The organism is Qipengyuania sp. Mu-71 (assembly GCF_036867055.1).
Lineage (GTDB): Bacteria > Pseudomonadota > Alphaproteobacteria > Sphingomonadales > Sphingomonadaceae > Qipengyuania > Qipengyuania profunda.
In genome coordinates, this window is record NZ_JBAJHR010000001.1 from 502,845 (window position 1) to 529,818 (window position 26,974).

The following is a 26,974-nucleotide window of genomic DNA, read 5'->3' on the forward strand; positions in this document are numbered from 1 at the left end:
TCTTAGGCGGCATCCACGCAAAAGGGGCCCGGCATCGCGTGATGCCGGGCCCCTTCTTGTCGTGATGAACGCGGTTTAGAAGCCGGCGCGCACCGTGATCCCGTAGGTCCGCGGTTCGGCGAGGAAGGCCGAGTAGGTCTGCTGCGGTGCCACGAACGGTGTGTTGAACGCGACCTGGGTGTAGTCGACGTCGAACAGATTGTTCGCCCACAGCTCGAGACCCCAGCGACGGTCCGGCCCGGTGATCCCGATACGGCCGTTCACGATCGTATAGGCATCCTGTTCCTTGCCATGCAGCAGGTCCGACCCGGTGTTGTAATCGTCGGTCGTGCGGGCATTGATGAAGAACAGGCCCGAGAGACCCGAATTGCCGATCGGCGGGGTCCAGCTCAGCGACGCGGTGGCGGTCACTTCGGGGGCGTTCGACAGATTGTCGCCCGGAAGCAGCCGCAGCGCGGGATCGAGCGGCGACCCATTGTCCTGGCCCACGAGATTGTCCTCGTAGCTGGTGTCCGCATAGGTGACGCCCATCGTCATGGTCAGGTCGCGGATCGGGCTGAGCGAAGCCTCGAACTCGAAACCCTGGGCGATGACGCCCGGGGCAACGTTGTCCGCGGCGCAGGCGCCGGTGGTGCCATCCGCATCGCGGTCGGCCCCGCCAAGGTCGCTGTCGCAGCCATTGATGTTCTGCACCAGGAAGACCGAACCGTTGAACGTGTTCAGCTGGAAGTTCGAGAACTCCTGGCGGAACCCGGCAATGCTGAAGCCCCAGTCGCGGGCGGCATATTTCACGCCCACTTCGAAGGCATCGACGGTTTCGGCGTCGAACTGCAGCGCGGTCGGGTTGAGTGTGGCGGCATCGAAAGCCACCGGCACGGCGAGCGCCGACCGATCGAGGTTGAAGCCGCCGGCCTTGTAGCCCTTCGAGAAGGAGCCATAGACCAACCAGTCGGGATCGGGCTTCCAGCTGAGGATGGCCGTGCCGGTGAACTCGTCTTCGTCACGTGTATCGGCCAGCGTCACCCCGTCCAGCTCGGCGGTCGAATTGCCCTGGCAGGACAGCGAGATCAGGCCGCCTGCGAGCCCGCCAAGCGGAGCAAGGTCGGCCACACCGTCACCGTCGGTATCGACCGAAGGTACGAGCAACGGGTTGAGGATCGCACGGCTTTGCGGGCAGAACACGTTGTCATTGCTGAATGCAGCGCGGAAATCCTTGGTTTCGTTGGTGTAACGAAGGCCAAGCGTCAGATCGACCGTGTCGGTGACATGCACGATATTATGCGTGAAGACAGCGAAGTTCTCGCTTGTCTGGTTGTACCGGTCGCCCGTGCTGCCGATGTCGCGGACCTGCGCGAGATTGTTCATTCCCGCGATGATCAGCGGCGTCGCCGCACCGAACGCGCCAGCGCCGCCATTGGCACCCGTCAGTGCAGCGACATTGGCGCCCAAACAATTGTCTGCCGACGGATTGGCCAGCGCCGGATTGATCGCCAGCACGATACGGCAATTGGCGAAGGTACCGTAATCATTGCCGAAGCGCAGATTGTCGCGCGTTTCCAGCTTCTCATTGGCGTAATAGGCGCCGACGAGCCAATCGAGCGTGTCGTTGAAGGCCGTGCCGTTGAGGCGCAGTTCCTGCGTGAAGGTCTTGAATTCACGTGCGCCGGCATCGGGTCCGGGCGCACGATAGAGCAGGTCGACCTGCGTGTAGTCGGTGTCCGACGCCTGCGTGTTCGAATATTGGCGATAGCCGGTGATCGAAGTCAGCGTGACGTCGCCGAAGTCCCAGTTGACCTCACCCGAAATACCCCAGTCCTTGGTTTCGCCCTGATAGGTCCGGCCCGGCGTGACGTAGATATCGCGGTTGAACGTCGACTGCGTCAGCGCGCGCGGATCCTGGCCCAGACCCAGCAGGATCGGGACGATCGGATTGTCGGTGCTGGTCAGTGCGGGCCCGCCATTGGGACGCGCGAAGGAATCGAGCCCGGGCGATACGCGCGCGAGCGGCGCGAATTCGGGCTGGACGAAGGTCGCGGCGCAGCAGGCCTCGTCCTTCTTCGAATAGTCGGCGACGAGGCGGATGCTAAGATCGCTGGTCGGTTCGAACAGCAGCTGGCCGCGCACCAGATAGCGGTCGCGGTCGTTGATCCGCACATCGTTGACGACATCGTTGTAGAAACCGTCGCGCTCGAAATAGACGCCGTCGATCCGCGCCGCGACCGTATCGCCGAGCGGTGCGTTGATCCCGCCCTCGACCTTGATCGCGTCGTAATTGCCATAGGTGAAGGCACCGTAGCCCGAGAATTCGAACTCGGGCGGGGCGGTGTAGATGTTGATCAGGCCGGCCGAGGAGTTGCGGCCGCCCAGCGTGCCCTGCGGGCCGCGGAGGATTTCGACCCGGTCGAGCGGACCGAGTTCGGACAACGCGTTACCCGAGCGCGAGCGATAAACACCGTCGACGAAGACCGCGACCGAGCTTTCCAGGCCGGGGTTGTCGCCGACCGTACCAATGCCACGAATACGCGCGGAGCCATTGGCTTCGTTACCGGTCGAGGAGACCAGCAGCGACGGGGCCACCTGGTTGAGGTCGCGAATGTCGGAGACGCCCGATTTTTCGAGCATTTCGCCGGATACCGCGGAGACCGCCACCGGGACATCGGACAGCGCCTGGTCGCGGCCCTGGGCGCGGACGATGATGACATTGCCGCTATCGATATCGGCATTGTCGATTAGGTCCGCTTCTTCGGAACTTGCGGTCGTCGTATCCTGCGCCTGGGCAATGGCCGGGGTGAGGGCCAGTGCGCAGGCGAGCGCGCCGAAGGCGCATTGGTGGCGTAAACCGAACTGTCTCATATTTTCTCCTCTCACCGGACCCGGCCCCTGCCGCGCCCATTTATATTTTTTTACATTTCAAACCCGCCATCCGCGCGCTGTCAAGGCGCAGCGGACGAACGACTTGCCCGTTCGACGGATTTGCATACCGGCGTTTCTAAATTGTCGCAGATTCCTGGTTAATCAGGCGAACTTTCCGCTGCCTCCCGCGGCCGACCGCAGATGGGCGCTGACCGGCAGGTCATAGCGCTCCAGCCCTGCCACCACCGTGTCCAGGCCGATCGTCTGCGCCCAGAACATCGGTCCGCCGGTATAGAGCGGCCAGCCATAGCCATTGATCCACACGACATCGATATCGCTGGCGCGCTGCGCCATGCCTTCTTCGAGGATCTTCGCGCCCTCGTTGACCATCGGATAGAGCAGCCGCTCGCGGATTTCGTCCTTCGAGATGTCGCGTTGCTGCTTGCCTTCGCGCGCGGCGAAATCGGCGATGATTTGCTTGACCTCGTCCGACGGGGCGCGGTTGCGCGCCTCGTCGTAATCGTAAAAGCCCTTGCCGTTCTTCTGCCCGAAACGGCCCGCCGCGCACAGCGCCTCGCGGATCGTGGTGACCTTGCTCGGGTCGCGGTGCCAGCCGATGTCGATCCCCGCGAGATCGCCCATCTGGAACGGTCCCATGGGAAAGCCGAAATCGAGCAGGACGTCATCGACGTCCCAGTAATTGGCGCCTTCCATGATCAGCGCATTGGCCTGTTCCTGCCGTTTCGACAGCATGCGATTGCCGATGAAGCCCGGGCACACGCCCGACACCGCGGCGACCTTGCCGATCTTCTTGGCCAGCTTCATCACCGTGGCGAGCACATCGTGCCGGGTTTCCTTGCCGCGCACGACCTCGAGCAGCTTCATGATGTTCGCGGGCGAGAAGAAATGCAGGCCGACCACATAGCCCGGCCGCTGGGTCGCGGTGGCGATTTCATCGACATCGAGATAGCTGGTGTTCGACGCCAGGATCGCGCCCTGCTTCACCACGCTGTCGAGCTTGCCGAAGACCTCTTTCTTGACCTCCATGTTCTCGAACACCGCTTCGATCACCAGGTCGCAATCTGCGAGGTCGTCATAGGACAGCGTCGGGGTCAGCAGGCCCATCGCCTGTTCGACCTGCTCGCCGGTCATGCGGCCCTTCTTGGCGGTGTTTTCGTAATTCTTGCGCATCACGCCGGTACCGCGGTCGAGCGCGTCCTGCGCCATCTCGAGTATGGTTACCGGGATGCCGGCGGACAGGAAATTCATCGTGATCCCGCCGCCCATCGTGCCCGCACCAATAACGCCGACCTTCTTGATCGGGATCAGCGGGGTATCCTTGGGCACGTCGTCGATCTTGTTCGCCGCGCGTTCGGCGAAGAAATAATGGCGCATGGCGGCGCTTTGCGTGCCGGTCATAAGCTCCATGAACAGCTCGCGCTCTTTCTTCACGCCGTCCTCATAGGACAGTTCGCCCGCCGCCTTGACCGCCGCGATCGCCGCATTGGGCGCATCGAAGCCGCGGATCTTGCGCGCCTGCGATGCGCGGAAGCGGTCGAACAGGTCGGGATCGCGCACGCCGTCTTCATTGACCTTGCCTTCCGACGAACGCGGGACCGGCTGGCCTATCTTCGACCTTGCGAACGCGATCGCATCGGCTTCGAGGCTGTCCGCGCCGACGAGCGCATCCACCAGCCCGATCGCTTCGGCTTTCTTGGCCGGGATCGGATTGCCGCCCACGACCAGCGGCAGCGCCGCTTCGGCGCCGACCAGCCGGGGTAGGCGCTGGGTGCCTGCGGCGCCGGGGATCAGGCCGAGCTTGACTTCGGGCAGGCCGAGCTTCGCGCTGGGTACGGCGACACGGTAGTGACAGGCCAGCGCCACTTCGCAGCCGCCCCCCAGTGCAGTGCCGTGGATCGCCGCGACCACCGGCTTGTCGCTGGCTTCCATCGCGTCGAGTGTTTCGGGCAGATTGGGCCCGACCGGCGGCTTGCCGAATTCGGTGATGTCGGCGCCAGCAAAGAAGGTCTGCCCGTCGCAGCGGATCACCACCGCTTCGACGGCGTCGTCCGACAGCGCTTCCTCGATCGCGTCTTTCAGTCCGGCGCGGACGGCCTGGCCCAGCGCATTAACCGGCGGATTGTCGGAAATGACGACCAGCACGTTGTCATGGCGTTCGGTGCGGATGGGGGAGGTCATGGGGTTCTCCTCAGGCGTGGGTTTGGGTGAGGGCGGAATAGATCAGCGTCTTGAGCTGCCGCCGGATGGGATAGGTCGACGAGGGGTAGACCTGCGTCATGAAGACCATGGTGATGCGTTCGACCGGATCGACGAAGAAGGCAGTCGAATGTGCGCCGCCCCAGTAGAATTCGCCCAGGCTGGACGGCATCAGCGTCTTCGCCGGATCGATCACCATCGCAAAGCCAAGGCCGAACCCGGTGCCGGCATTGTTGGCTTCGGAAAACAGGCTGCTCGACATTTCGGTGAGGTCGGCATTGTCCGGCAGATGGTTGGTCCGCATCAGCCGCAGGGTCTTGGGGCTGATGATACGCGCGCCGTCCAACTCGCCGCCATTGAGCAGCATGGTCGCAAAGCGGTGGTAATCGGCAATGGTGCTGATCAGCCCGCCGCCGCCGCTGTCGAACGTGCCCGCCCGGTTGAGCTTGCTGGTCGCACCGGCATTGATCATCTTCGGCGCCTGCCCGGGGCGATAGGCATAGGCATCGACCAGTCGCTCGCTCTGCCCCTCGGCGACACCGAAATGCGTATCTGTCATGCCCAGCGGGCCGAAGATGTGCTTGGCGAAATAGTCGCCTAGCCGCATGCCGCTGATCCGTTCGACCGCGATGCCGAGGACATCGGTCGATACCGAATAATTCCACCCTTCGCCGGGGGCGAATTCGAGCGGGAGCTTGGCCAGTTTCGCGATGAAACCGTCGCTGTCGAGATGGTCGCGGGCGAAGTCGAAATTATGCTCGCGATAGACCGCATCGATATTGTTGCGGTTCTGCAATCCGTAGGTGAAGCCCGACATATGCGTCAGCAGGTCGACGAAGCGCATGGCATGCGTGGGCGTGCCGGGCGCAAAGGGGATCGACCCGCCGCCGCCGGCATAGACCGCGAGGTCGGCGAATTCGGGAAACACCTTGGTGACCGGTTCCTCGAGCGCGACGAGGCCCTGTTCGACCAGTTGCATGAAGGCGATGGAGGTGACCGGCTTGGTCATGCTGGCGATGCGGAACAGCGCATCGTCGCGCAGTTCGCGCTGGTCGTCGCCCATCACGCCAAGCCTGGTGTAATGCACCGGCTGTCCGTCGCGCGCGACCAGCAGCTGCGCATTGGGCAAGCGACCATTGTCGATATAGGTCTTGGTCAGGAAGGGCGCGATTCGGCCCAGCCTGTCGGCGTCGAAACCCAGCGCCCCGGCATCTGCCAGATCGAACATCCTGCTCTCCTCTCCGCGCATACCTATGCTTCGGTTTTGCACGAATAGCGAATTCATCTGTTCTTGCCACCCTCATACCTTAACTTCGAAGGCGGCTTGCGTGGCAGGGGCAAGCGGGGTTAGACCGATGCGAAAGAGAAAAGAGTCGCCCGTGGAGGCGAGAATCGAGGGGGAGTGCAATGAGCGATCTCGCGCGCGCGATCGGGTTCGTGCCGTCGGCCGACTGGCCGGCAAGGACCAGGGCCGAATGCCACGACTACCTCACCGCTCCGGGTGCCCGGTTCGAAATGGATACGGTCGATATCCGCGGTGTCCCCACAAGGGTATGGAAGAACGCGCCGGCCAACCTCCGGCAGGTCGCCATGGTGGGCCGCGCGCATGGCGAGCGCCTGTTCGCGATCTACGAGGACGAGCGGGTCACCTATGACGCGTGGTTCCGCGCGGTTGCGCATCTGGCAGGCGAATTGCGCGCCCGCGGGGTGGAGAAGGGCGACCGTGTCGCGCTGGCGATGCGCAATCTGCCCGAATGGCCGGTGGCCTTCTTCGCCGCGACGACGATCGGGGCGATCTGCGTGCCGCTCAATGCCTGGTGGACCGGACCCGAGCTTGCCTTCGGCCTGGCCAATTCGGGGGCCAAGCTGCTGGTGTGCGATGCCGAGCGCTGGGACCGGATAGCACCGCACCGGGCCGAATTGCCCGATCTGGCAACCGTGCTGGTCGCGCGCGGCCACGCCGCGCCCGATGGGGCGGAGCGGCTCGAGGATGTCCTCGGCACGCCGCATGATTACGCCTCGCTCCCGCAAGCCGAACTGCCCGAAGTCGAAATCGAGCCCGAGGACGAGGCGACGATCTTCTACACCAGCGGGACCACCGGAGAGCCCAAGGGCGCATTGGGCACGCATCGCAATCTGTGCACCAATATCCTGTCGAGCGGCTACAATGGCGCGATGGCCGCCTTGCGGCGCGGTGAGGAACTGCCTGCACCGGTGCAGAAGGTCGGCCTGACCGTCATCCCGCTGTTCCACGTCACTGCCTGTTCGGCGGGGCTGATGGGCTATGTCGCGGCGGGTCATACGATGGTGTTCATGCACAAATGGGACCCGGTGAAAGCCTTCCAGCTGATCGAGCGCGAGCAGGTCAATCTGACCGGCGGTGTGCCGACCATCGCCTGGCAATTGCTCGAACATCCCGAGCGCGCGAATTACGATCTCTCCAGCCTGGAGGCGATTGCCTATGGCGGGGCGCCCGCCGCGCCCGAGCTGGTGCGCAAGATCCACGAGGTCTTCGGCGCGCTGCCCGGCAATGGCTGGGGCATGACCGAAACCATGGCGACGGTGACCGGCCATTCCTCCGAGGATTATCTCAATCGGCCCGACAGCTGCGGCCCCCCGGTGGGGGTGGCCGATCTCAAGATCGTGGGCGACGACGGCGAGACCGAGCTTCCCGTGGGCGAGGTTGGCGAGCTGTGGGCGCGCGGGCCGATGGTGGTGAAGGGCTATTGGAACCGCCCCGAGGCGACCGCGGAAACCTTCGTCGACGGCTGGGTCCGCACGGGCGACCTCGCCAAGCTCGACGAGGAAGGCTGGTGCTATATCGTCGACCGGGCCAAGGACATGATCATCCGCGGCGGCGAGAACATCTATTCGTCGGAAATCGAGAACGTGCTCTACGACCACCCGGCGGTGACCGACGCGGCGCTGATCGGACTGGCGCATCCCACTCTGGGTGAAGAACCGGCGGCCGTCGTCCACCTCGCCCCCGGAATGGCCGCCACCGAAGACGAGTTGCGCGAATGGGTCGCGGCGCGGCTGGCCAAGTTCAAGGTGCCCGTGCGCGTGGTGTTCGTCGAAGACACGCTGCCGCGCAATGCCAATGGCAAGATCCTCAAGAAGGATCTGGGGACGTTCTTCGCATGAGCCGCCCCGCAGCGACCCGCAAGTTCGGCGAAAAGCGTGAGGCGATTGTCCATGCCGCCGCAGTGCTGATCAACGAGGTGGGCGTGCAGGCGACCACGTTGGCCGAAGTCGCGCGTGCGATCGGTCTCAACGCCACCAGCGTGACCTATTATTTCCCGCGCAAGGAACAGCTGGTCGTCGCCGTCTACGACCAGACGCTGTCGCTGATGGAGGAGATGGCGAGCGAGGCGCTGGCGCAGCCCGATCCGGCGGCGCGATTGCGCCATCTGATCGGCGCGCATGTCGCGCTGCGGAAGCGGATCCGCGCGGGCGAGCGCGGGTTGACCGTCGCGCTGTCCGAAATCCGCACGCTCGATCCCGAAGTGCAGGATCCGCTGATGGCGCACTACCTGCGCGTGGTCGATCTGGTGCGCCGTTTCTTCGGCGAATGGCAGGATAGCGACGAGCGTGCGGTGTTCTCGGCGCGCGCGCATATCCTGCTCGAGGCGGTGATGTGGTGGCCGGTGTGGTCGCTGCGCTATTCGGTGCTCGACTTTCCGCGCATCGAGGAACGTCTGTTCGATGTGCTCGCCAACGGCCTGCCCGCGCAGCAGGGGACCTTCGCGCCGCAGCCGCTGGTGGGCAACTGGCGCACCCCCGAAGGTGACGAGACCAACCAGAACGAGGCGTTCCTGCGCGCGGCGACAGTGACCATCAACGAGCGCGGCTATCGCGGCGCCTCGGTCAATCGCATCGCCGAAAGCCTCAATGTCACCAAGGGCAGTTTCTACCACCACCACGAGGCCAAGGACGACCTCGTGCTCGCCTGCTTCCAGCAGAGCTATGACCGCATGTCGTCGGTGCAGATGGCGGGACAGGCGATCGAGGCCGATTACTGGACCCGCCTGACCAGCGTGCTGGCCGAGCTGGTCGATGTGCAGTTCTTCGACCGCACCCCGCTATTGCGCACCACCGCGCTGCAGGCACTCGATGCCGGGCAAAAGGTCGATGTGGTCACCCGCTCGAACCGGCTGGCACGGCGGTTTGCGGGGATGCTGATCGACGGTATTGCCGACGGTTCGGTGCGCGCGATCGATCCGTTGATTGCGGGGCAGGTGATGATGTCGACGGTCAATTCGGCGTATGAGGCGCGGCACTGGGCGGCGCGGTTCGAGCGGCCCGAACAGGCGATCGCGACCTATCTGTCGGTCATGTCCGCGGGAATGCTGGCGCCGTCACGCTAGGCTGCGCGGTTCGCGCACGCGCCAGATCATCAGCGCGAGGCTGGCGATCAGCGAGGCGAAGGCCGCGACGATCAAGGGCGCATAGCCAAGCGCCGCGATGCTTAGCCCGACGAGCACCGGCCCGATCGAGGACACCCCGCCCTCGACCGTGGTGGTCAGCGCCAATCGCATCGGAATATCCTCATGCTCGCCGAACTCGAGCACCAGCGTCACCGCGGCCATCATCCAGCCGGAAAAGCCGAACCCCAGCGCAGCGAAGCTGGCGTAGAGCAGCCAGCCATCACCGAACACCATCAGCGTCATGCCCGCGATGCTGCAGGTGAGCGCGCCAAGATAGACCGCGCGGAAGCCGACCCGGTCGCCCAGCGCGCCCCAGACTAGGTTGGATAGGGTATCGGCGGCAAGGAAGGCGAGGCTGAGCGAACCGATCAGCGCCCCGTCGAGCCCCAGCCGGTCCCCCACATACAGCGTCCAGAACGGCAGCCCGACCCGGGCGATCGCCGCCAGCCCGTGCGCGACGAGGAAGGCGCGGAAATCGCGGTGCTGGAGCAGTTCGCCGAACTGCCCGATTCGCTCGCGCCATGGCAGTAGCGGGCGCAGCCGCGGCGCATCGGGTTCGCGAATGCCCAGCCGGAGCACGACGAGACCGATCGAGGTCAGGATGAAGGCCAGCAGGAAGGTCGTGGCATAGCCATTGCCGAGCCATTTCTGTTCGATGAAATAATGCCCCGCGACCCATGCGAGCCCGGCGGCGATCAGCCCGCCGGCCATGTTGCGGATTCCCTGCAACCGCCCACGCCGGTCGAGCGGGATGAGCTTGGCCATCAGCATCTGGAACGCCACCCGCTGCGCACCGCTGAAGAAGCCCAGCAGGAGGAACGCGGCGAGCGTGACGACCAGCAGTGCGGTGCCTTCGAGCATCCACGCGGCGATAGCGAGCACCAGCACCATGACGCGCATCATCGAACCGACGGTGATCGCATAGGGCAGAATGCGCTTGCGGCTTTCGACCTTGGCACCCGACAGGATCGGCGACACCGTACCGCCCAATTGCAGCAGCGCGGTGCCGAGGCCGACCGCCGCGGCGCTGCCGGTCAGCAAATAGAGATAGGCGGGAATGATCGTGGGCGCATAGATCAGGCGGAAGCCGGTCATCCCGAACACGCCATGCGTCAGATTGGTCGCGTAATTGCGCCGGAGGTTGTCCTCCATGAAAGCACGATGGCGCCCCCAGACATCCACGTCCGGGAGCGCCTCCGTTGTTTCGCCTGAAGGGGCGAAGGTCTTGCTCAATAGCTACCCAGCTTGGCGAACCGGTCCTTGAGATAGCTCGTCGAACCCCAGCTCGCCTCGAGCACGCGCGCGCGTTTGACGTAGAAACCGATGTCGTATTCATCGGTCATGCCAATGCCGCCATGCAGCTGGATGCCCTGGTTGCTGATCACGTGCAGCACGCGATTGGCTTCGGCCTTGGCGACCGTGGCCGCGCGGGCCACACCAAAGCCGCCATCGACCGCCTGCAGGCCTGCTTCCACCGCCGAGCGCATCTGCGCGAGATCGGCGAACAGATCGGCCATGCGGTGCTGGAGCGACTGGAAGGTGGCGAGCACCTGGTTGAACTGCACGCGCTGCTTCAGATAATCGAGCGTGGTGTCGAACACCTGCTGCGCCATGCCGAGCATTTCGGCAGCCGCCAGCACGCGCGCCCGGTCGAGCACATCGTCGAGCAGCGTGTCGCCGCCGCCTTCGAGCTTGTCCGCCGCGGCGCCGTCAAACGCGACATCGGCATGGCTGCGCTGGTCGGTCAGCTTGCGCGTGGTCAGCGAAACGCCGTCACCCTTTTCGACCAGGTAGAGCCCGTCCTTGGCCGCGACCACGAACAGGTCCGCGCCATGCGCTTCGTGGACGAAGGCCTTCTTGCCCGACAGCTTGCCGCCCGACACGCTGGCTTCGATCGCGGAGGGATCGTGATGCGCACCTTCGTCGACCGCGAGCGTCGCCACGGTTTCGCCGCTGGCGAGCTTGGGCAGCCATTTTGCCTTCTGTTCGTCGCTTCCGCCGAGGATGATCGCGCTCGCGGCGATCGTCGTTGCGACCAGCGGGCTGGCGGTCAGCGTCTTGCCCAGTTCCTCGACCACGAGACCTGCCGACATGAAGCCGAAATCGGAGCCGCCCTGCGCTTCGGGGATGATCACCCCGGCCCAGCCCATTTCCGCCATCGTGGCATAGGCGTCGGTATTGTAGGCCTGCGGTTCGCCGGCCGCACGGACCTTGCGAAATTCGGCCACGGGGCTTTCATTGGTCGCCCAGTCGCGCGCCATGTCGCGCAGCATTTCCTGTTCTTCGTTGAGAACTGCCATTGTCTGTGCTCCCCTCTCTTACTGGTGATCGAGCATGCCGAGCACACGCTTGGCGATGATGTTGTTCTGGATTTCGGTCGAGCCGCCGTAGATCGTGGTGGCCTTGCCGAAGAGCCAGCCGCGCACGGCTTCGAGTTCACCCTTGGTGAATTCGTCGCCTTCCCAGCCGAGCCCCTGCAGGCCGCGGATCTCGATCAGCAACTCGCTGCGTTCCTGGCTCAGCTTGGTGCCGAGCTTCTTGAGCACCGAGCTGATTTCGGACACGCCGCCCTGCGCCTTGCTTTCCTCGACCGCGCGGCGCGCGGTGAGCAGGAAGCTGTTCCAGCGGATTTCGAAATCGGCGATCCGGTCGCGCAGGACCTTGTCGGCCAGTTCGCCCCGGGCGTCGGTTTCGCCGTATTTCTTGGCGATGTCGCCAAGGCTCTGGCCCATCATGCTGGCAAGGCGTCCGCCGCCCGAAATATTGGTCCGCTCGTGCTGGAGCAGGCGCTTGCCGATGGTCCAGCCCTGGCCTTCCTCGCCGACGAGGTTTTCCTTCGGCACCTTAACATCGGTGAAGAAGGTCTCGCAGAACGGACTGGTGCCGCTGATCATGGTGATCGGGCGGACTTCGACGCCGGGAGCATCCATGTCGATCAGCATGAAGCTGATGCCGCGGTGCTTGTCGCTCTTGTCGGTGCGGACGATGGCAAAGCACTTGTCCGCCCACTGGCCGCCACTGGTCCAGGTCTTCTGGCCATTGACGATATAGTGGTCGCCCTTGTCTTCGGCGAAGGTCTGCAGATTGGCGAGGTCGGACCCGGCATTAGGTTCGCTATAGCCCTGGCACCAGCGGATCTCGCCGCGGCAGATCGGCGGGATATGCTCCTGCTTCTGCTTCTCGCTGCCATATTCGAGCAGCGTCGGACCGAACATCATCACGCCCATGCCGCCGATCGGGTTGTAGGCGCCGGCCTTGGCGAATTCCTGGTCGACGATCTTCGCCTGCGCCTTGGTCAGGCCGCCGCCGCCATATTCCTTGGGCCAGGTCGGGGTGCCCCAGCCGCGTTCGCCCACCGCTTCGCGCCATTTGGTCTGCGCAGGCGTTTCATCGGTCGGTCCGTCGACCCCGGCCAGCGCATTGGCGCTGCCCTTGAGTTCGTCGGTGAAATGGGCGGCGAGGAATTGCTGCACTTCGGTGCGAAACGCCTCCTCGTCGGCGTGGACATCGGGTTCTAGCTGGGTTGCCATGGGCCTCTCCTTTTCTTGGGTCATCCTACCGGGCAGGGCCGCCCAGCGGGGTATTGCTTTGCACCTGGTCGCGCGCTTCGGCTTCGCGGGCGCGCAGGATTTCGACATTGCGCTCGTGGCGGGCGCGGCTGATCGGATAGAACAGCAGGATCAGCGCGCCGACAATCCACAGGCAAAGGATTGTGGGAATGTAAAGGACAAGCAGCCTGTCCACCAGCCCTTCGGCAATCGTCGCCGGGTCGGCGCGCTCGGGAAAGGCGGCCGCTGCCAGCAGCCAGCCGGCAAAGAACAGGCCGAGCGCGGTGGAACATTGCTGCATGAAGCTGGATGCGGCGAAGAACGTGCCCGCGGTGTGCTTGCCGGTTTCGATCGCGCTGTCCTCGACCACATCGGCCAGCATGGCGCTGGTGTTGATCAGGCTGATCGCGATCATCGCCATATAGATCGCCCCGATGGTGAACAGGACGGGCACCAGCAGCGCGTCGCCGGGCACCCAGAACAGGTCGAAATAGGACAGGTACAGCGGTGACAGGCCGATGGTGATGCCGGTGATGGCGAAGATGATGCTGGAGTTGCGCTTGCCCATCCGCCTCGAGAACCAGGGCGCCAGCGGGGCGGCAATGGTCGCTGCCAGAAAGCTGTCGAGCGTCAGCAGCGCCAATTGTCCTGCGTTGAGCTTGAACAGATAGGTCCCCCAATAGAGGTTCATCGCGCTGTAGAGGCCGACCGCGGTGTATTTGAGGACGCCGAAACCGAAGATGATCAGGAACGCCCGGTTGCGGAATGCCGCGAACATTTCGCGCAAGTGCTGGCTGGCGGGCATGGGCGCGCTGTCTTCGGCCTGCCGCAGATAGGGAACGCGGTTGTGCGTTCCCAGCGTGCTGAGCGTCATCGCGAGGAAGATCAGCACGGCGCCCAGCAGCGCAAAATTCTCGTAGCTTGCGGGATTGAGCTGACCGCGCGGGAAAGCCTCGCTCTCGACGAAGATGAAGGCGAGCGAAAAGGCGGTGAAGCCATAGGCGCCCGAATAGCCGAACCAGTAACGCAGCGAAAACAGCCGCGTCCGCTCGGCATAATCGGTGCTCAATTCGGGGGCCATGGCGGAGGAATTGATCTCGAACGCGCTGATCGCGGCGCGCGTCCCCGCAGCAAAGGCGAAAATCCACAGGCCCAGCTGCATGTGGCTCATCCCGTCGGGCGGAAACCAGGCGCAATAGAACAGCAGGACGGTGGGCACGATCGCGGCATACATGAACGGGTGGCGGCGGCCCCAGCGCGTCCGCGTGACATCCGCCCAGCGGCCGAGGAAGGGATCGACGATCGCATCGACCAGCAGCGTGCAGGCGAGCGCGGTGCCGACGATCCCCGCGGGCACGCCGATCACCTGGTTGAAATAGAGCATCAGATAGCTGGAGAAGGCCGCGCTCTTGACCCCGTTGGCCATCGCCCCCGTGCCATAGGCCAGGCGGGTCACCGCCGAGAGGCGCGGCACGGCAGGCGCGGCTACGGGATCGGCGCGGTTCACTGCCGCGGACCCGATGCAGGATACCCGATATTCGGAAAATGCGCCGTATAAACGCAATCCTTGTGGCGGGGCTGGTGCCGCACCTCTTGCTCTCCTCTCCACACCCCGCGCGTTCGCCAATCTGTGGGAATCGCGCGCTCTCCGGGTGGTCGCACCATACCGGACAACCGAAAGGGGGCAAGCACTACCGCATGGACGCTACGGCACGGCGCTTTGCGCTTGACGCAGCGGGCGGGTTTCGCCTCAAGCACGCGCATGACCGAAGCATCCCCACCGCAAATCCGCATGCGCAGCTGGCTGTTCGCCCCGGGCGACAGCGTGAAAAAAATGACCAAGGCCGCCGAGGGCGACGCCGACATCGTCCTGTTCGACCTCGAGGACGCGGTGGTCGAGAGCGGCAAGGCCAGCGCGCGCGCCGCGATCGCGGAATTCCTCGCCGGCAAGAGCGCGGAAGAGCGTGCGCGGTTGTGGGTGCGGATCAACCCGCTCGACGGCGAATGGACGGCGGATGATCTTGCCGCGATCATGCCAGCGCGGCCCGGCGGGATCATGCTGCCCAAATCGCGCGGGCGCGGCGATGTCGAGGAACTCGACCGGCAGATGACCGCGCTCGAGGTGGAAAACGGCATCGCGCCCGGATCGACCCCGGTGATCGCGCTGGTCACCGAAACCGCCGCCGCCATGTTCACCACCGGCGATTACGGCGGTGCGCCGCGGCTTGCCGCAATGACCTGGGGCGCGGAAGACCTCGCCGATTCGCTCGGTGCGCAGAGCAACAAGGATTTCGACGGCGATTTCGCCTTCACCTACAAGCTGGCGCGCAGTCTGTGCCTGCTGGGCGCGGCGGCGGCCGAAGTGGTCCCGGTCGAAACCATCGACACCAATTTCCGCGACCTCGAGGCGCTGCGCAAGCGCGCGATCGAGGTGCGCCGCCAGGGCTATCGCGGGATGCTCGCGATCCACCCAGCGCAGGTGCCGGTGATCAACGAGGCCTTCACCCCGAGCGAGGAGGAGATCGCCGAAGCGCGCGAGATCGTCGAACTGTTCGAAGCCGATCCGTCAGCGGGGACCATCGGCTGGAAGGGCGGCATGCTCGACCGTCCGCATCTGTCGCGCGCCCGCCAGCTGCTGGCGCAGGTCGAGGACTGACACCCCGGCAGGTCGGCAATCGTTCAGCCGAGCTTGCCGACCTCTTCCAGCACCCGCTCGGCCCATTCGGGGCGGCAGATCAGCAGGTCGGGCATGTAGGTGTCGGCATTGTTGTAGACCAGCGGGCTGCCGTCGATGCGGCTGGCGTGCAGGCCGTGCGCGAGCGCAACTGCGGCCGGGGCAGCGCTGTCCCATTCGTACTGGCCGCCAGTGTGGAGGTAGATTTCCGCTTCGCCGCGCACCACTGCCATCGACTTCGCGCCCGCCGAACCCATGCCGACCAGCTCAGCGCCGATCGCTTCCGACACCGCGACCGCTTCGGCAGCGGGGCGCGTGCGGCTGACGACCATGCGCGGCGTTTCCGCCGCTGCGGGCACCTTGACCGGCGCATCGGTGCGCAGGACCACGTCGAGACCGGGCAGCGCGACCGCGCCGATTTCGGGCTTGCCGTTCACGCATAGCGCGACATGCACCGCCCAGTCGGTCCGCGCCTCGCCATATTCGCGCGTGCCATCGACCGGGTCGACGATCCAGACGCGCTCTTTCGACAGGCGTTCGTCGGTGTCCTTGCTTTCCTCGCTCAGCAAGCCGTCCTCGGGCCGCTGTTCGCGCAGCGCATGGACGAGGAACTGATTGGCGGTCTCGTCGCCGGCCTTGCCCAGCGCCTTGCCCGCGAACATCCCGCTCTCGCGTACCTCGATCAGGATCTTGCCCGCCACGTTGGCGAGGTGGGCGGCGAGTTCGGCGTCGGTCATCGTGGTAAATTCCCCAGGTCCAAAAATCTGGCGCCCGACATGGCAGAGACGGGCAGCCTTGCGAAGCCCCGATATGTTGCACTTGCGAAATCGGCCGACAGCAACGCTGCAGGGATGCGTTCCCGAGCGACAAAAGTCTGCGCAATGACGCGTGCCGATGCTTGCCCAAACCGCGGGGCGGGACTAGCTGGGTCGGGCATGTTCGATCCTCAGGCATTCCGCGATGCGCTCGGCAGCTTTGTCACCGGCGTCACCATCGTGACCGCACGCGATGCAGAGGGGCGCCCGTTCGGGCTGACCGCGAACAGCTTCAACTCGGTGAGCCTCGATCCCCCGATGGTGCTGTGGAGCCTGTCGCTGCGCTCGGGCACGTTGCCGGTGTTTCGCGATGCTTCAGGCTGGGCGGTCCATGTGTTGGCTGCCGACCAGCAACCCATGTCCGACCTCTTCGCCCGCCCCGGCGAGGACAAGTTTGCCGGGATCGATTGCCCCGACGGGCCCGAGGGCGCGCCGCAACTGGATGGCTATGCCGCCCGCTTCGGCTGCACCGCGCGGTTCGAATATGAAGGCGGCGACCATGCGATCTTCCTCGGCGAAGTGGTCGATTTCGACCGCCGCGAGGTCGAGCCGCTGATCTATCACGGCGGGCGTTATGGCCGCGTCATGCGCGCGCCCACCGGTGACGACCTCGAGCGCGAGGGCCTGGCCGAGCGCAGCGGCGAGGAACTTTCCCTTACGGCGAGCGGTGTCCAATTGCTGGCCGCGCTCGAAGCCTTGGCGAAGCGCTAGACTCTGCGCGCCTGCGCCGATACCCGTTGCGAAAAGCAACCAAGGGAAGAGGCACAGCACATGAAAACCCGCATCACCGAAATGTTCGGTATCGAGCATCCGATCATCCAGGGCGGCATGCACTATGTCGGTTTTGCAGAAATGGCCGCCGCGGTCTCGAATGCGGGCGGGCTGGGCATCATCACCGGGCTGACGCTTGGCACTCCCGAAAAGCTCGCCAACGAAATCGCGCGCTGCAAGGACATGACCGACAAGCCCTTCGGCGTGAACCTGACCTTCCTGCCCACGGTCAACGCGCCCGATTATCCCGGCCTGGTCAAGGCGATCATCGACGGCGGGGTGAAGGCGGTCGAAACCGCGGGCAACAATCCCGCGCAGGTGCTGCCCTTCTTCAAGGAAGCCGGGGTCAAGGTGATCCACAAGTGCACCAGCGTGCGGCACAGCCTCAAGGCGCAGTCGATCGGCTGCGATGCGGTCAGCGTCGACGGCTTCGAATGCGGCGGGCATCCGGGCGAAGACGATATTCCCAACATGATCCTGCTGCCGCGCGCGGCGGATGAACTTGACATCCCCTTCGTCGCCAGCGGCGGCATGGCCGATGCGCGCAGCCTCGTCGCCAGCCTCGCGATGGGCGCGGAAGGCATGAACATGGGCACGCGCTTCATCGCCACCCAGGAAGCGCCGGTGCACGAGAATGTGAAGAAGGCGATCGTCGCGGCGAGCGAACTCGACACGCGGCTGGTGATGCGCCCGCTGCGCAATACCGAACGCGTCATGACCAATGACGCCGTCGAACGCCTGCTGGAAAAGGAACGCAAGCTGGGCGCCGACCTCAAGTTCGAGGACATCATCGAGGAAGTCGCGGGCGTCTATCCGCGGATCATGACCGAAGGCGACATGGATGCCGGCGCGTGGTCGTGCGGCATGGTGGCCGGGCTCATCAACGACATCCCGACCTGCAAGGAACTGATCGACGGAATCATGGCCGAGGCCGACGCGATTATCCGCCAGCGTCTTACCGGTTTCCTGGATCGCTGAGGAGGGAGATGGACATGCTCGATACCAGCCATCGCACTGCCTATAACGACGATCACGAGGCGTTCCGCGACACCGTGCGCAAGGTTTTCGCCGAACACATGACGCCCTATCTCGACCAGCACGAGGAAGAGGGGATTGTCCCGCGCAGCGCATGGAAAGCGCTCGGCGAAGCGGGCATGCTGTGCCCCACGGTGAAGGAAGAGAACGGCGGCCTCGGCCTCGATTTCGGCTTCAACTGCGTATTGTGCGAGGAGCTGTCCTATCTCGGCAGCTCGGCCGGCTTCACGCTGCAGAACGATATCACTGCCAATTACATCGAGCGTCTCGGCACCGAGGAACAGCGCGCCAGATACCTGCCCGGCATGGTCTCGGGCGATGTGATTTCGGCAATCGCGATGACCGAACCCGGCGCGGGCAGCGATCTGCAGGGCATCCGGACCACCGCGATCAAGGACGGCAATCACCTCGTGGTGAACGGGTCCAAAACCTACATCACCAATGGCCAGAACGCCGATGTCGTCATCGTCGTCGCCAAGACCGATCCCGCACAGGGCGCCAAGGGCACCTCGCTGGTGCTGGTCGATGCCGGCACCGAAGGGTTCGAGCGCGGGCGCAATCTCGACAAGATCGGCCAGCATTCGGCCGATACGTCCGAACTGTTCTTCAACGACGTCCGCGTGCCGATGACCAATATCCTCGGCGGCGAGGGGCGCGGCTTCATTCATCTGATGGAAGAACTGCCGCAGGAACGGCTGGGCATCGCGGTGGGCGCGCAGGCCGCAGCGCAGCGCGCTTTCGACGAAGCGGTCAAGTTCACCAAGGACCGCAAGGCCTTCGGCAAGACGGTGTTCGAGTTCCAGAACACCAAATTCGTCCTCGCCGATCTCAAGGCGAAGATCCAGGTCGGCTGGGCGCATCTCGACTGGGCGATCAGGAAGCACCTCGCGGGCGAGCTCACCACCGACGAGGCAAGCGCGGCCAAGCTGTGGCACACCGACCTGCAATGGGAAGCCTGCGACATGGCGCTGCAACTGCACGGCGGGGCCGGTTACATGAACGAATATGCGATTGCCCGGCTGTGGCGCGATGCGCGTGTCACGCGCATCTTCGGCGGCACCAACGAGATCATGAAGGAAGTGATCAGCCGCTCGATCTGAGGAGCAATACCGCATGACCGATTCGCTCGACTTCTCCGGTAAGACCGTCCTCGTCGTGGGCGGGACGAGCGGGATCGGCAACGGCATTGCGCATGGCTTCCGCCAGCACGGGGCGCTGGTCCATGTCACCGGAACCCGCGCTGCGGCATCCGATTATGCGGCCTCCGAAGGCAGCGATCTGGCGGGGCTGACCTTCCACCGGCTCGACGTGTCGGACGCCTCCGCCACTGCCAGCTTTGAACTGCCCGAGCAGCTCGATGTCGTCGTGCTGTGCCAGGGCACGGTGCGCTATCGCCGCGAGGAATTCGAGCGCGAGGGCTGGGACGCGGTGATGGAGGTCAATCTCAACTCGCTGATGGATTGCGCGCGGATCGTGCGCCCTAAGCTGGCCGAGCAGGGCGGATCGCTGATCGTGGTCAGTTCGGTGGGCGCCTATCACGCCATGCTGGGCAACCCCGCCTATGCGGCGAGCAAGGCGGGCGCGGTCAGCCTGGTGGGCAGCCTCGCGCAGGCCTGGGCGGGGGAGGGCATTCGCGTCAATGGCATCGCGCCGGGCCTCGTCCCCACCAAGCTGACCAAGGTCACGACCGAGAACGAGCAGCGCGCGGCAGGCGCGGTGGCGCGTATACCGGCCGGGCGGATGGGCACCCCGCAGGACATGGCCGGGGCGGCGCTGTTCCTTGCCTCGCCGCTGGCCGATTATATCGTCGGCCAGACCATACGGGTCGATGGCGGAATGACGCTCGCCTGAAACCGGCCTGCTCCTGAAAGGGGATACGATCATGGACTATGTCAATCTCGGGCCGTCGGGCCTCAAGGTTTCTCGGCTGTGCCTTGGCTGCATGAGCTATGGCGACACCAGCAAGGGCTGGCATGGCGACTGGGTGCTGTCCGAGGATGAAAGCCGTCCCTTCATCCGCGAGGCGGTGGAGGCGGGGATCAACTTCTTCGACACGGCGAACATGTATTCGCGCGGCGCGTCGGAAGAAGTGATCGGGCGCCTGCTGCCCGAATTCGCGCGGCGCGACGAGATCGTGGTCGCGACCAAGGCCTTCCTGCCCTGGCAGCAGGCCCCCAATGCGGGCGGTCTGTCGCGCAAGGCGCTGATGCAGGCGGTGGACGACAGCCTGACGCGGCTGGGGATGGACTATGTCGATCTCTACCAGATCCACCGCTGGGACGATGCCACGCCGATCGAAGAAACGATGGAGGCGCTGCACGACATCGTGAAGGCGGGCAAGGCGCGCTATATCGGCGCCTCGTCGATGTTCGCCTGGCAGTTCGCCAAGGCGCAGGAAGTGGCCCGCGCGAATGGCTGGACGCGGTTCATCTCGATGCAGAACCACGTCAACTTGCTCTATCGGGAGGAAGAACGCGAAATGCTGCCGCTCTGCGCCGATCAGGGCGTGGGGGTCATCCCCTGGAGCCCGCTCGCCCGCGGCAAGCTCGCCCGCGCATGGGATGAAACCACCGTGCGCAGCGAGACCGACGGCTTCGGCAAGCTGCTCTATGGCCAGCAGGAAGAGGCGGATCGCGCAATCGTGGAGACGGTCGGCGCGATTGCCGCAGACCGCGGTGTATCGCGCGCGAGCGTCGCGCTGGCATGGCACTTCGCCAAGGATGTGACCGCTCCGATCATCGGCGCGACCAAGGACGGCCATATCGCCGCAGCCGTGGCCGCGATGGATCTTAACTTGACCGATGACGAGGTCGCGCGGCTCGAACAACCCTATCAGCCCAAGACCCCGGTTGGCGTGGTCTCCACCGTGCCGCGCAACTGGTCGCTATCGCCGGTCGCCGAATAGGAAATCGCGCGCTTTTCCCAAAGTGTTACAAACACGCAAATCGGGTCACAAACAGGTCACATGACTGCGGCATCGCTGCCCTTGACTGGGTGGGACACTGCAGCGTGCGAACGATCAATATCTTCCTGACAGACCCGATGGCAGGCGACCTTCCCGATTTCGACAATGGGGACATCCGCTATGCCTTCGCGCGGCTTTATCCCGATGGCCCGCGGCGGCTTGTCGAAGGGCCGGTGTGTGCCTTCGTCGACTGGGTCATGGCCGATATGTCGGGGCTCGAAATGTGCCGCCGGCTGCGCTCCGACCCGCGTATGGACGACGCGCATATCACCATCGTGCTCGAAGAGGACGATGCCGAGGACAAACGCCGCGCACTGCGGGCCGGAGCGGATGACTACATCGTCGGCCCGATCGACCGGACCGTGGTGCTCGACCGTGTGATGGCGCTGCAGGTCGGCGGTGCGCAGCCGCGCGTCAACGAACGGCTCGAGCTGGGCGCGTTGCTGGTCGATCTCGCAGCCTTGCAGGCGCGGTGGAACGGGCAGGCGCTCGACCTGCGCCCCAATGAATTCCGCCTGCTGCATTTCCTGGCACAGAACCCCGACCGCGTGCTGTCGCGCGGCGATCTGATCGCGGCACTGGGCAAGCAGGAACCGCCGATCGACGAACGCACGGTCGATGTCTGGATCGGCCGGTTGCGCCGCGCGCTCCGCAAGGTCGGCGCGGGCGAGCGCGTGCGCACGGTGCGCTCGCTGGGGTATGTCTACGACAGCTACGACTGAGCGTCGGGCGAAAGCGGTCTGTCGGCTAACGGCCTGTTTGCGGACTCAATCATCATTCTTTGTGGGGTCAGATCCAAACATCGTCTCGTTGAACCACTCGATAAGTCCCAAGCCGCCTTGCCAGAGAAACCAAAAGGCGATCCCACCGCCGAACATTATCAGGCCGATTTTGCATCGCTCCAATCGTAACCCCACCCAAACTCCAAGAAGGAGTCAGCGGCAGCAGCGATCGTATATAGTCCAACGAATGCCAGCCAAATCGGTATAAAGATTCTACCATAGCCTCGGTTGAAGCGAGCCATTTTATGAGCGAACGAACCGAGCGACATTATTTTAGTCTAATATCGTCAGTGGCCAATTCCCACCCAAATTCAGCCCACCATCAACGAAAAAGGGCCGCCCGAAGGCGGCCCTTTCCGAGGGGTATGCTGGTGTGATCAGAACTCGGCGGAAACCGACAGGCTGAAGCTGCGGCCGACGTCGTAGCTGTTGTTCTCGATCCGCGTGGTGCCGGTGGTCTGGTATTCGAAGTGGTCGCGCCCCGTCAGGTTGCGCGCCTCGAACTTCACTTCCATGTCGGTCCCGGCCAGTTCGAAACCCTGCCGCGCGACGAAATCGATCGTCAGGCCGGGGTTTTCGAGAATGTCCGGGCGCGACAGCGTGCTGCGGCTGATGACGCGCTTGCTGCCGTAGTTGAACAGGAAGGTCACCTGGCTGACCCGGTCGAGATCTTCCAGCCCCAGCTGCACATTGGCGATATGGTCGGACTGACCCGTCAGCGCGGTACCGTCTTCGAAGAAGTTGGTCGCCGCCTGCAGGCCGCCAAGCTCGGGCACGTTGACCATGTCGCTCGACTGCACGCTGATTTCGGACTGGGTGTAAGTGTAGTTGGCAATCGCGACGAAGCGCTTGCTGTCCCACCATTCACCCAGCGAATAGAGGTCCTTGTTCCACTGGACTTCGACTTCCGCACCGTAGAGCTCGGCCTGCGGCGCATTGGCGAAGCGGCTGACCACGGTGTTGTCGTTGAAGCTCGAGAACACTTCGATCGGGTTCTCGATGTCCTTGTAGAACCCGGCGAGGCTGAACTTGCTGCCCGAACCCCAGTAATATTCGACGCGGGCCTCGTAATTGGTCAGCTCGCTGTCGATCAGGCCGGGGTTGCCGGTGAACTGGCGGTTGCTTTCGGGATCGTAATAGGTCTGCAGGATCAATTCGCGGAACTGTGGCCGCGCAATCGTTTTCGACGCGTTGAAGCGTGCCTGCAGGCTGTCGGTCAGTTCCCAGGTCAGCGTCGCCGCGGGGAGCCAGTAGTCATTGTTCAGCAGCGTCGCATTGGCCGAACCGCTGGGCAGCCCGTCGAGACCGAGCGGCACGACTTCCTGCGTGGCGTCTTCGTAGCGCACGCCGACATCGAGCGACAGCCGATCGACCGGGGTCACGCGTGCCTGTGCGTAGCCCGCCTTGATCTCGAGCCCGGCGGAAAAGGCCGGGTCGGCGGCGGTCGTTTCGATGATGGTGTAGGAGAACGGCCCGATCCCGCCTGCGGCTTGCGCTTCGGTGTCGTAACCCAGTTCGATCAGCGCATCGCCGAGCAGATTGTCCGGGCGGAAGGCACCGAATGCCAGCGGGTAATCGCCGGTGGTACGGATATCGAACTCGCGGCGACGCGACAGGCGGTCGGTATCGGTATAGGCACCGCCCACCGTCACGCCGAGCCAGTTGGCCAGCTGGTAGCTGACGTCCACGCCGCCGTAATAGAGGTCTTCGGTGAGGTCGGAGAAGGCGACCGTGGTCCGGCCACGCTGCCCGCCGTTCTGCAGGTTGAGGTAGATGTCGTCGAACCCGCCGGTCGGGTTGAGATCGCGCGAATAGACGAATTCCCATTCGTTCGGGGCTTCGCGCTGCGTCTGCGCATAACCACCGCGCAGGTCGATCGACAGATCGCCGAATTCGAGCTCGCCGACAAACTGCGTGTCGATCAGCTCGCGTTCGTACCAGCCGGTGTTCTGGAACAGATCGTCATCGTCGTCGGTGAGATCGGAAATCTGCGCCAGCGATGCGCGCTTGAGCGAATCGCGGATGTAGAGATTGGTGAGGCGGAAGCGGTGCTCGCCCACTTCGAGCCCGAAGCCGAGCATGGCATTGGCCAGGATCCGCTGGTCGGTCTGGAACTGGTTGCCCGTCTGGTCGAGGTCGAGATCGCCGTTCAGCGCGGTCTGCCGCGTGATGTAACGATTGCGGTATTTGTTGCTCAGCGACGCGGTCGCGATCACGCCGAAGCGGCCATCGGAAAAGACATCGACGCTGGTGCCCGCAGTGATGCCGCCCGACCAGTTGACCGGCAGTTCGTCGGTGCTTTGCAGCAGGATCAGATTGGGATCGCCCAATTCGGTCAGGATCGCCTGCTGGTCGACGCCCTCGTTGTTGATCGCCTGCCCGCTGTCGAAGAAGCTTTGCAGATTGGGGCCGGGGTCGCGGCGCCCGTCGTCGAAGCCGAACCAGTCGTAATCCGAACCGTAATAGGTGTAGCCCGTGCCGAAGGCGGTTTCGGTATCACCCGAAACGCCCGCGCTGATCTTGAGGAAGCTTTCCTCCGGTACCGCGCGGGTGGTGAGGTTGATCACGCCGCCGCCGAATTCGCCGGGGAAGTTGGCCGAATAGGTCTTCTGCACCAGGCTCGATGCGATGACGCTGGTCGGGAAGATGTCGAGCGGGACCACGCGGCTGAGCGGCTGCGGCGAAGGCAGCGGCAGGCCGTTGAGCAGCGCGAGCGAGTAGCGATCGCCCAGGCCGCGGACATAGACGAGGCCGTTGCCCACGGTCGACAGGCCGGTGACGCGGGTCAGCGCGCCGGCGATGTCGCCTTCGCCCGTCCGCGCGATGCTGGCGCTGTCGAGCACCGAGACGACCTGCGACGAGGCGCGGGTGACGTCCTGGCGGCGGCGACCGGTGACGACGATCGCGCCGCCGGGAACCGAGATCTCGGTTTGCTCGAACTCTTCTTCTTCCGGCGTGTCGTCGATGCCCTCGACCTGCTGCGCCATGACGGCGTCGGTCGCGGGATCTTGTTCGGCGGGAACGCCTTCGGCGCCCGTGCTCGCGTCCTGGGCGAAAGCAGCGCCGGCAGGAAAGGTGAGCGCGGTGGTGAGCAGGAGCAGCGCGGTGAGCTGCTTGCCGGTCGACATGGTTCGAGACCCCCTCATGTTCAGGCCTTTAAACTTGGCTGGAGCCAGGCGAGGGCTCCGGTGCGAAAAGCGAAGAAGGCCGCGGGACGCGCATCAAACGCGCGCCCCGCGGCCTGTCGTGGCCGATTAGTAGACCGGCAGGCTCGCGCAGTCGGACACAGCGGCGTCGAACGTCACGGTGGCCGAGTTGCAGGTCCAGCCGTTCACCCAGGTGTCGTTGCCGGCATAGACGGCGCCGATGTTGGTCGGGAGCTGGAAGAAGGACGAAAGCCCGGTCGGGTCGAACACGTTCACGGCGTCTTCGTTCGAACCGTTGACGAAGCCCATGGTCAGCGTGTTGGTGAAGGCCGCATCATTGTCCGAACCGGCGTTGTAGCGGGTCTGGATATTGGCTGCGGTGACCCCGCCCGAGCTGTCGCGGAAGTCCTCGGCACAGTCGAGCACGAACGAGTTGAACACCACCGGACCGGCTTCGTCGATCGCGGCATTGGCTGCGCGGTTGAGCGTTTCGGTGTTGTCGACGCGCAGGCAGGGCGTCGAGCCTTCGTTGTCGACCAGGATCGAGTTGACGATCGTATAGTCAGCAAAGCCGCGGATGCGGACCGCCTGGTCACCCACGCCGCTGTTGGCGATGAAGGTGGCGTTCGAAATCCGCGTGTTCTGGCGCGGGGTGTCTTCCTCGAGACCGTTCGACGAATCGGCTTCGATGATCGTGTCGCCAACGCCGGGGCGCTGCATCACGATCACGTTCTGCATGTCGACCTTGACGCCGGTGTCGGTGTCGAGACCATCGTCTTCGGCGCCCACCACGATCAGGTTGCGTACGTTGAACTGGCCGCCGAAGAATTCGACGCCGTCATCCGAGCTGTTGTAGCTCATGATGTTGCTCAGCTGCGTGCCCGTGCCGGCGCCGCCGGTGGTCAGCGCCTGAAGCTCATTGTCACCCGAGAGGACGAAGCCCGAGTAGCGGATCTGCACGAAGCTCATGCTGCCCGAGCTGTCGTTGACGGTCGCGCCGCCGAACAGGGCGGGCTGTGCCGCGCCTTCGACCTGGCGTTCGCAGGCGGTGGTGCCGGGGGTTGCACCCGGAGCGATGCAGTCGGTGACCGGAGCGCGGCCCGACAGGACGACGCCGCCCCACTGGCCCGACGAATTGGCGGTGTTGAGCCCCTGGACGTTGTCACGGCTGGTGAAGATGATCGGACGGTCGGCGGTGCCGTTGGCGTCGATCGTGTTGCCGCGGTTGACGTTGAGCCAGCCCGAGCCGGCCGAGTACAGGATGACGCCCGGCTCGATGGTCAGTTCGACATCGGTATCCGCACCGGTATCGGCAGCGCCGCCATCGGTGCCGACATCGACGCGGCCGTCGATGCGGTAGAGCAGGCCTTCGATGTAGGGCAGGGTCGAGGAAGCGGTGAAGCGCGCGGGCAGGGTGCAGACGCGGTATTCGCCGGTCGGGCCCGAGATCGTGTTGTCATCCGTCAGGCCGGCCGGATCCGAAATGGTCGGGCAGCCCGCTGCCGGGGTGACCAGTGCCGACGTCGGTGTCGGTGTCGGGGTCGGCGTGGGTGCCGGGGTGGGATTGTTGATGATCACGTCACCGCCGGTACCCGGCGAGACGATTTCGTCGGCGCCGCAGCTGGCGAGAGCCAGAGCGGAGCAGCCGAGGACGAGCGAACGATGGAAATTGGTCACGGGTAACGGTCCCCTCAAAAACCGGATGAATCAGAATGCGAAGTCGTTGATCGCGACTCGTCCG

19 protein-coding genes are annotated in these 26,974 nt (G+C 64.6%); 9 read left to right on the forward strand and 10 right to left on the reverse strand.

Features of this window, described 5'->3' with window-relative positions; genetic code table 11:
- Positions 1 to 75: 75 nt before the first annotated feature.
- The 3 genes from V6B15_RS02470 to V6B15_RS02480 form a co-directional block, all read right to left on the reverse strand.
- Complete coding sequence (locus V6B15_RS02470) at positions 76 to 2,853, reverse strand: TonB-dependent receptor (protein WP_334199893.1); 2,778 nt, start codon at positions 2,851 to 2,853, stop codon at positions 76 to 78.
- Between the two features lie 162 nt (positions 2,854 to 3,015).
- Positions 3,016 to 5,052 (reverse strand): 3-hydroxyacyl-CoA dehydrogenase NAD-binding domain-containing protein, encoded by a 2,037-nt coding sequence (locus tag V6B15_RS02475; RefSeq protein ID WP_334199894.1) that lies wholly within the window; start codon positions 5,050 to 5,052, stop codon positions 3,016 to 3,018.
- A 10-nt stretch (positions 5,053 to 5,062) separates the two neighbouring features.
- Entirely contained in the window at positions 5,063 to 6,298 is a 1,236-nt protein-coding gene (locus V6B15_RS02480; protein ID WP_334199895.1) for a serine hydrolase domain-containing protein, read from the reverse strand.
- Between the two features lie 179 nt (positions 6,299 to 6,477).
- Here V6B15_RS02480 and V6B15_RS02485 point away from each other — a divergent pair, with 179 nt between their 5' ends.
- Together V6B15_RS02485 and V6B15_RS02490 are read left to right on the forward strand one after the other, a co-directional pair.
- Positions 6,478 to 8,214: a class I adenylate-forming enzyme family protein gene (locus tag V6B15_RS02485; protein WP_334199896.1), complete on the forward strand. Its 1,737-nt coding sequence runs from the start codon at positions 6,478 to 6,480 to the stop codon at positions 8,212 to 8,214.
- A complete protein-coding gene (locus tag V6B15_RS02490) occupies positions 8,211 to 9,437 on the forward strand; it encodes a TetR/AcrR family transcriptional regulator (protein WP_334199897.1) in 1,227 nt (408 codons plus the stop codon). Before V6B15_RS02485 ends, V6B15_RS02490 begins: the two co-directional genes overlap by 4 nt.
- Here V6B15_RS02490 and V6B15_RS02495 read toward each other — a convergent pair.
- The 4 genes from V6B15_RS02495 to V6B15_RS02510 all read right to left on the reverse strand — a co-directional run bounded on the left by V6B15_RS02495 (position 9,429) and on the right by V6B15_RS02510 (position 14,552).
- Complete coding sequence (locus V6B15_RS02495) at positions 9,429 to 10,649, reverse strand: MFS transporter (RefSeq protein WP_334199898.1); 1,221 nt, start codon at positions 10,647 to 10,649, stop codon at positions 9,429 to 9,431. The genes V6B15_RS02490 and V6B15_RS02495 overlap by 9 nt on opposite strands.
- A 77-nt stretch (positions 10,650 to 10,726) precedes the next feature.
- Positions 10,727 to 11,797 carry an acyl-CoA dehydrogenase family protein gene (locus tag V6B15_RS02500; RefSeq protein WP_334199899.1) on the reverse strand — a complete coding sequence of 357 codons (1,071 nt, stop codon included), beginning with the start codon at positions 11,795 to 11,797 and terminating at the stop codon, positions 10,727 to 10,729.
- 18 nt (positions 11,798 to 11,815) lie between these two features.
- Positions 11,816 to 13,027 carry an acyl-CoA dehydrogenase family protein gene (locus V6B15_RS02505; RefSeq protein WP_334199900.1) on the reverse strand — a complete coding sequence of 404 codons (1,212 nt, stop codon included), beginning with the start codon at positions 13,025 to 13,027 and terminating at the stop codon, positions 11,816 to 11,818.
- A gap of 25 nt (positions 13,028 to 13,052) precedes the next feature.
- Positions 13,053 to 14,552, reverse strand: a complete 1,500-nt coding sequence (locus V6B15_RS02510; RefSeq protein ID WP_334199901.1) for an MFS transporter — start codon at positions 14,550 to 14,552, stop codon at positions 13,053 to 13,055.
- A 255-nt stretch (positions 14,553 to 14,807) separates the two neighbouring features.
- On the opposite strand from V6B15_RS02510, the gene V6B15_RS02515 reads away from it, so the two are divergent.
- The gene (locus V6B15_RS02515) at positions 14,808 to 15,701 is read left to right on the forward strand and encodes an HpcH/HpaI aldolase/citrate lyase family protein (RefSeq protein ID WP_334199902.1); all 894 of its coding nucleotides are present in this window, start codon (positions 14,808 to 14,810) and stop codon (positions 15,699 to 15,701) included.
- 23 nt (positions 15,702 to 15,724) lie between these two features.
- On the opposite strand, the gene V6B15_RS02520 is transcribed toward V6B15_RS02515, so the two are convergent.
- Positions 15,725 to 16,456, reverse strand: coding sequence for a 3'(2'),5'-bisphosphate nucleotidase CysQ (locus tag V6B15_RS02520; RefSeq protein WP_320181874.1), 732 nt, complete (start codon positions 16,454 to 16,456; stop codon positions 15,725 to 15,727).
- A 198-nt stretch (positions 16,457 to 16,654) separates the two neighbouring features.
- On the opposite strand from V6B15_RS02520, the gene V6B15_RS02525 reads away from it, so the two are divergent.
- From V6B15_RS02525 to V6B15_RS02550, 6 genes are all read left to right on the forward strand, one after another.
- A complete protein-coding gene (locus tag V6B15_RS02525; protein ID WP_334199903.1) occupies positions 16,655 to 17,245 on the forward strand; it encodes a flavin reductase family protein in 591 nt (196 codons plus the stop codon).
- Positions 17,246 to 17,305: 60 nt separating this feature from the next.
- Positions 17,306 to 18,283 (forward strand): NAD(P)H-dependent flavin oxidoreductase, encoded by a 978-nt coding sequence (locus V6B15_RS02530; RefSeq protein ID WP_334199904.1) that lies wholly within the window; start codon positions 17,306 to 17,308, stop codon positions 18,281 to 18,283.
- A gap of 14 nt (positions 18,284 to 18,297) precedes the next feature.
- The gene (locus V6B15_RS02535; protein WP_334199905.1) at positions 18,298 to 19,440 is read left to right on the forward strand and encodes an acyl-CoA dehydrogenase family protein; all 1,143 of its coding nucleotides are present in this window, start codon (positions 18,298 to 18,300) and stop codon (positions 19,438 to 19,440) included.
- 13 nt (positions 19,441 to 19,453) lie between these two features.
- A complete protein-coding gene (locus V6B15_RS02540) occupies positions 19,454 to 20,191 on the forward strand; it encodes an SDR family NAD(P)-dependent oxidoreductase (protein ID WP_334199906.1) in 738 nt (245 codons plus the stop codon).
- A 31-nt stretch (positions 20,192 to 20,222) separates the two neighbouring features.
- Positions 20,223 to 21,245 carry an aldo/keto reductase gene (locus V6B15_RS02545; protein ID WP_334199907.1) on the forward strand — a complete coding sequence of 341 codons (1,023 nt, stop codon included), beginning with the start codon at positions 20,223 to 20,225 and terminating at the stop codon, positions 21,243 to 21,245.
- A gap of 104 nt (positions 21,246 to 21,349) precedes the next feature.
- On the forward strand, positions 21,350 to 22,027 hold the full coding sequence (locus V6B15_RS02550) for a response regulator transcription factor (protein WP_253522663.1): 678 nt from the start codon (positions 21,350 to 21,352) through the stop codon (positions 22,025 to 22,027).
- 437 nt (positions 22,028 to 22,464) lie between these two features.
- On the opposite strand, the gene V6B15_RS02555 is transcribed toward V6B15_RS02550, so the two are convergent.
- Both V6B15_RS02555 and V6B15_RS02560 read right to left on the reverse strand, forming a co-directional pair.
- Positions 22,465 to 25,215, reverse strand: coding sequence for a TonB-dependent receptor domain-containing protein (locus V6B15_RS02555; protein WP_334199908.1), 2,751 nt, complete (start codon positions 25,213 to 25,215; stop codon positions 22,465 to 22,467).
- 126 nt (positions 25,216 to 25,341) lie between these two features.
- Entirely contained in the window at positions 25,342 to 26,910 is a 1,569-nt protein-coding gene (locus V6B15_RS02560; RefSeq protein ID WP_334199909.1) for a hypothetical protein, read from the reverse strand.
- Positions 26,911 to 26,974: the final 64 nt, after the last annotated feature.

Excerpts from the sequence above, each read along its gene's own strand:
- V6B15_RS02470 (WP_334199893.1), bottom strand. The coding sequence starts at position 2,853 with ATGAGACAGTTCGGTTTACGCCACCAATGCGCCTTCGGCGCGCTCGCC.
- V6B15_RS02475 (WP_334199894.1), bottom strand. The coding sequence starts at position 5,052 with ATGACCTCCCCCATCCGCACCGAACGCCATGACAACGTGCTGGTCGTC.
- V6B15_RS02480 (WP_334199895.1), bottom strand. The coding sequence starts at position 6,298 with ATGTTCGATCTGGCAGATGCCGGGGCGCTGGGTTTCGACGCCGACAGG.
- V6B15_RS02485 (WP_334199896.1), top strand. The coding sequence starts at position 6,478 with ATGAGCGATCTCGCGCGCGCGATCGGGTTCGTGCCGTCGGCCGACTGG.
- V6B15_RS02490 (WP_334199897.1), top strand. The coding sequence starts at position 8,211 with ATGAGCCGCCCCGCAGCGACCCGCAAGTTCGGCGAAAAGCGTGAGGCG.
- V6B15_RS02495 (WP_334199898.1), bottom strand. The coding sequence starts at position 10,649 with ATGGAGGACAACCTCCGGCGCAATTACGCGACCAATCTGACGCATGGC.
- V6B15_RS02500 (WP_334199899.1), bottom strand. The coding sequence starts at position 11,797 with ATGGCAGTTCTCAACGAAGAACAGGAAATGCTGCGCGACATGGCGCGC.
- V6B15_RS02505 (WP_334199900.1), bottom strand. The coding sequence starts at position 13,027 with ATGGCAACCCAGCTAGAACCCGATGTCCACGCCGACGAGGAGGCGTTT.
- V6B15_RS02515 (WP_334199902.1), top strand. The coding sequence starts at position 14,808 with ATGACCGAAGCATCCCCACCGCAAATCCGCATGCGCAGCTGGCTGTTC.
- V6B15_RS02520 (WP_320181874.1), bottom strand. The coding sequence starts at position 16,456 with ATGACCGACGCCGAACTCGCCGCCCACCTCGCCAACGTGGCGGGCAAG.
- V6B15_RS02525 (WP_334199903.1), top strand. The coding sequence starts at position 16,655 with ATGTTCGATCCTCAGGCATTCCGCGATGCGCTCGGCAGCTTTGTCACC.
- V6B15_RS02530 (WP_334199904.1), top strand. The coding sequence starts at position 17,306 with ATGAAAACCCGCATCACCGAAATGTTCGGTATCGAGCATCCGATCATC.
- V6B15_RS02535 (WP_334199905.1), top strand. The coding sequence starts at position 18,298 with ATGCTCGATACCAGCCATCGCACTGCCTATAACGACGATCACGAGGCG.
- V6B15_RS02540 (WP_334199906.1), top strand. The coding sequence starts at position 19,454 with ATGACCGATTCGCTCGACTTCTCCGGTAAGACCGTCCTCGTCGTGGGC.
- V6B15_RS02545 (WP_334199907.1), top strand. The coding sequence starts at position 20,223 with ATGGACTATGTCAATCTCGGGCCGTCGGGCCTCAAGGTTTCTCGGCTG.
- V6B15_RS02555 (WP_334199908.1), bottom strand. The coding sequence starts at position 25,215 with ATGTCGACCGGCAAGCAGCTCACCGCGCTGCTCCTGCTCACCACCGCG.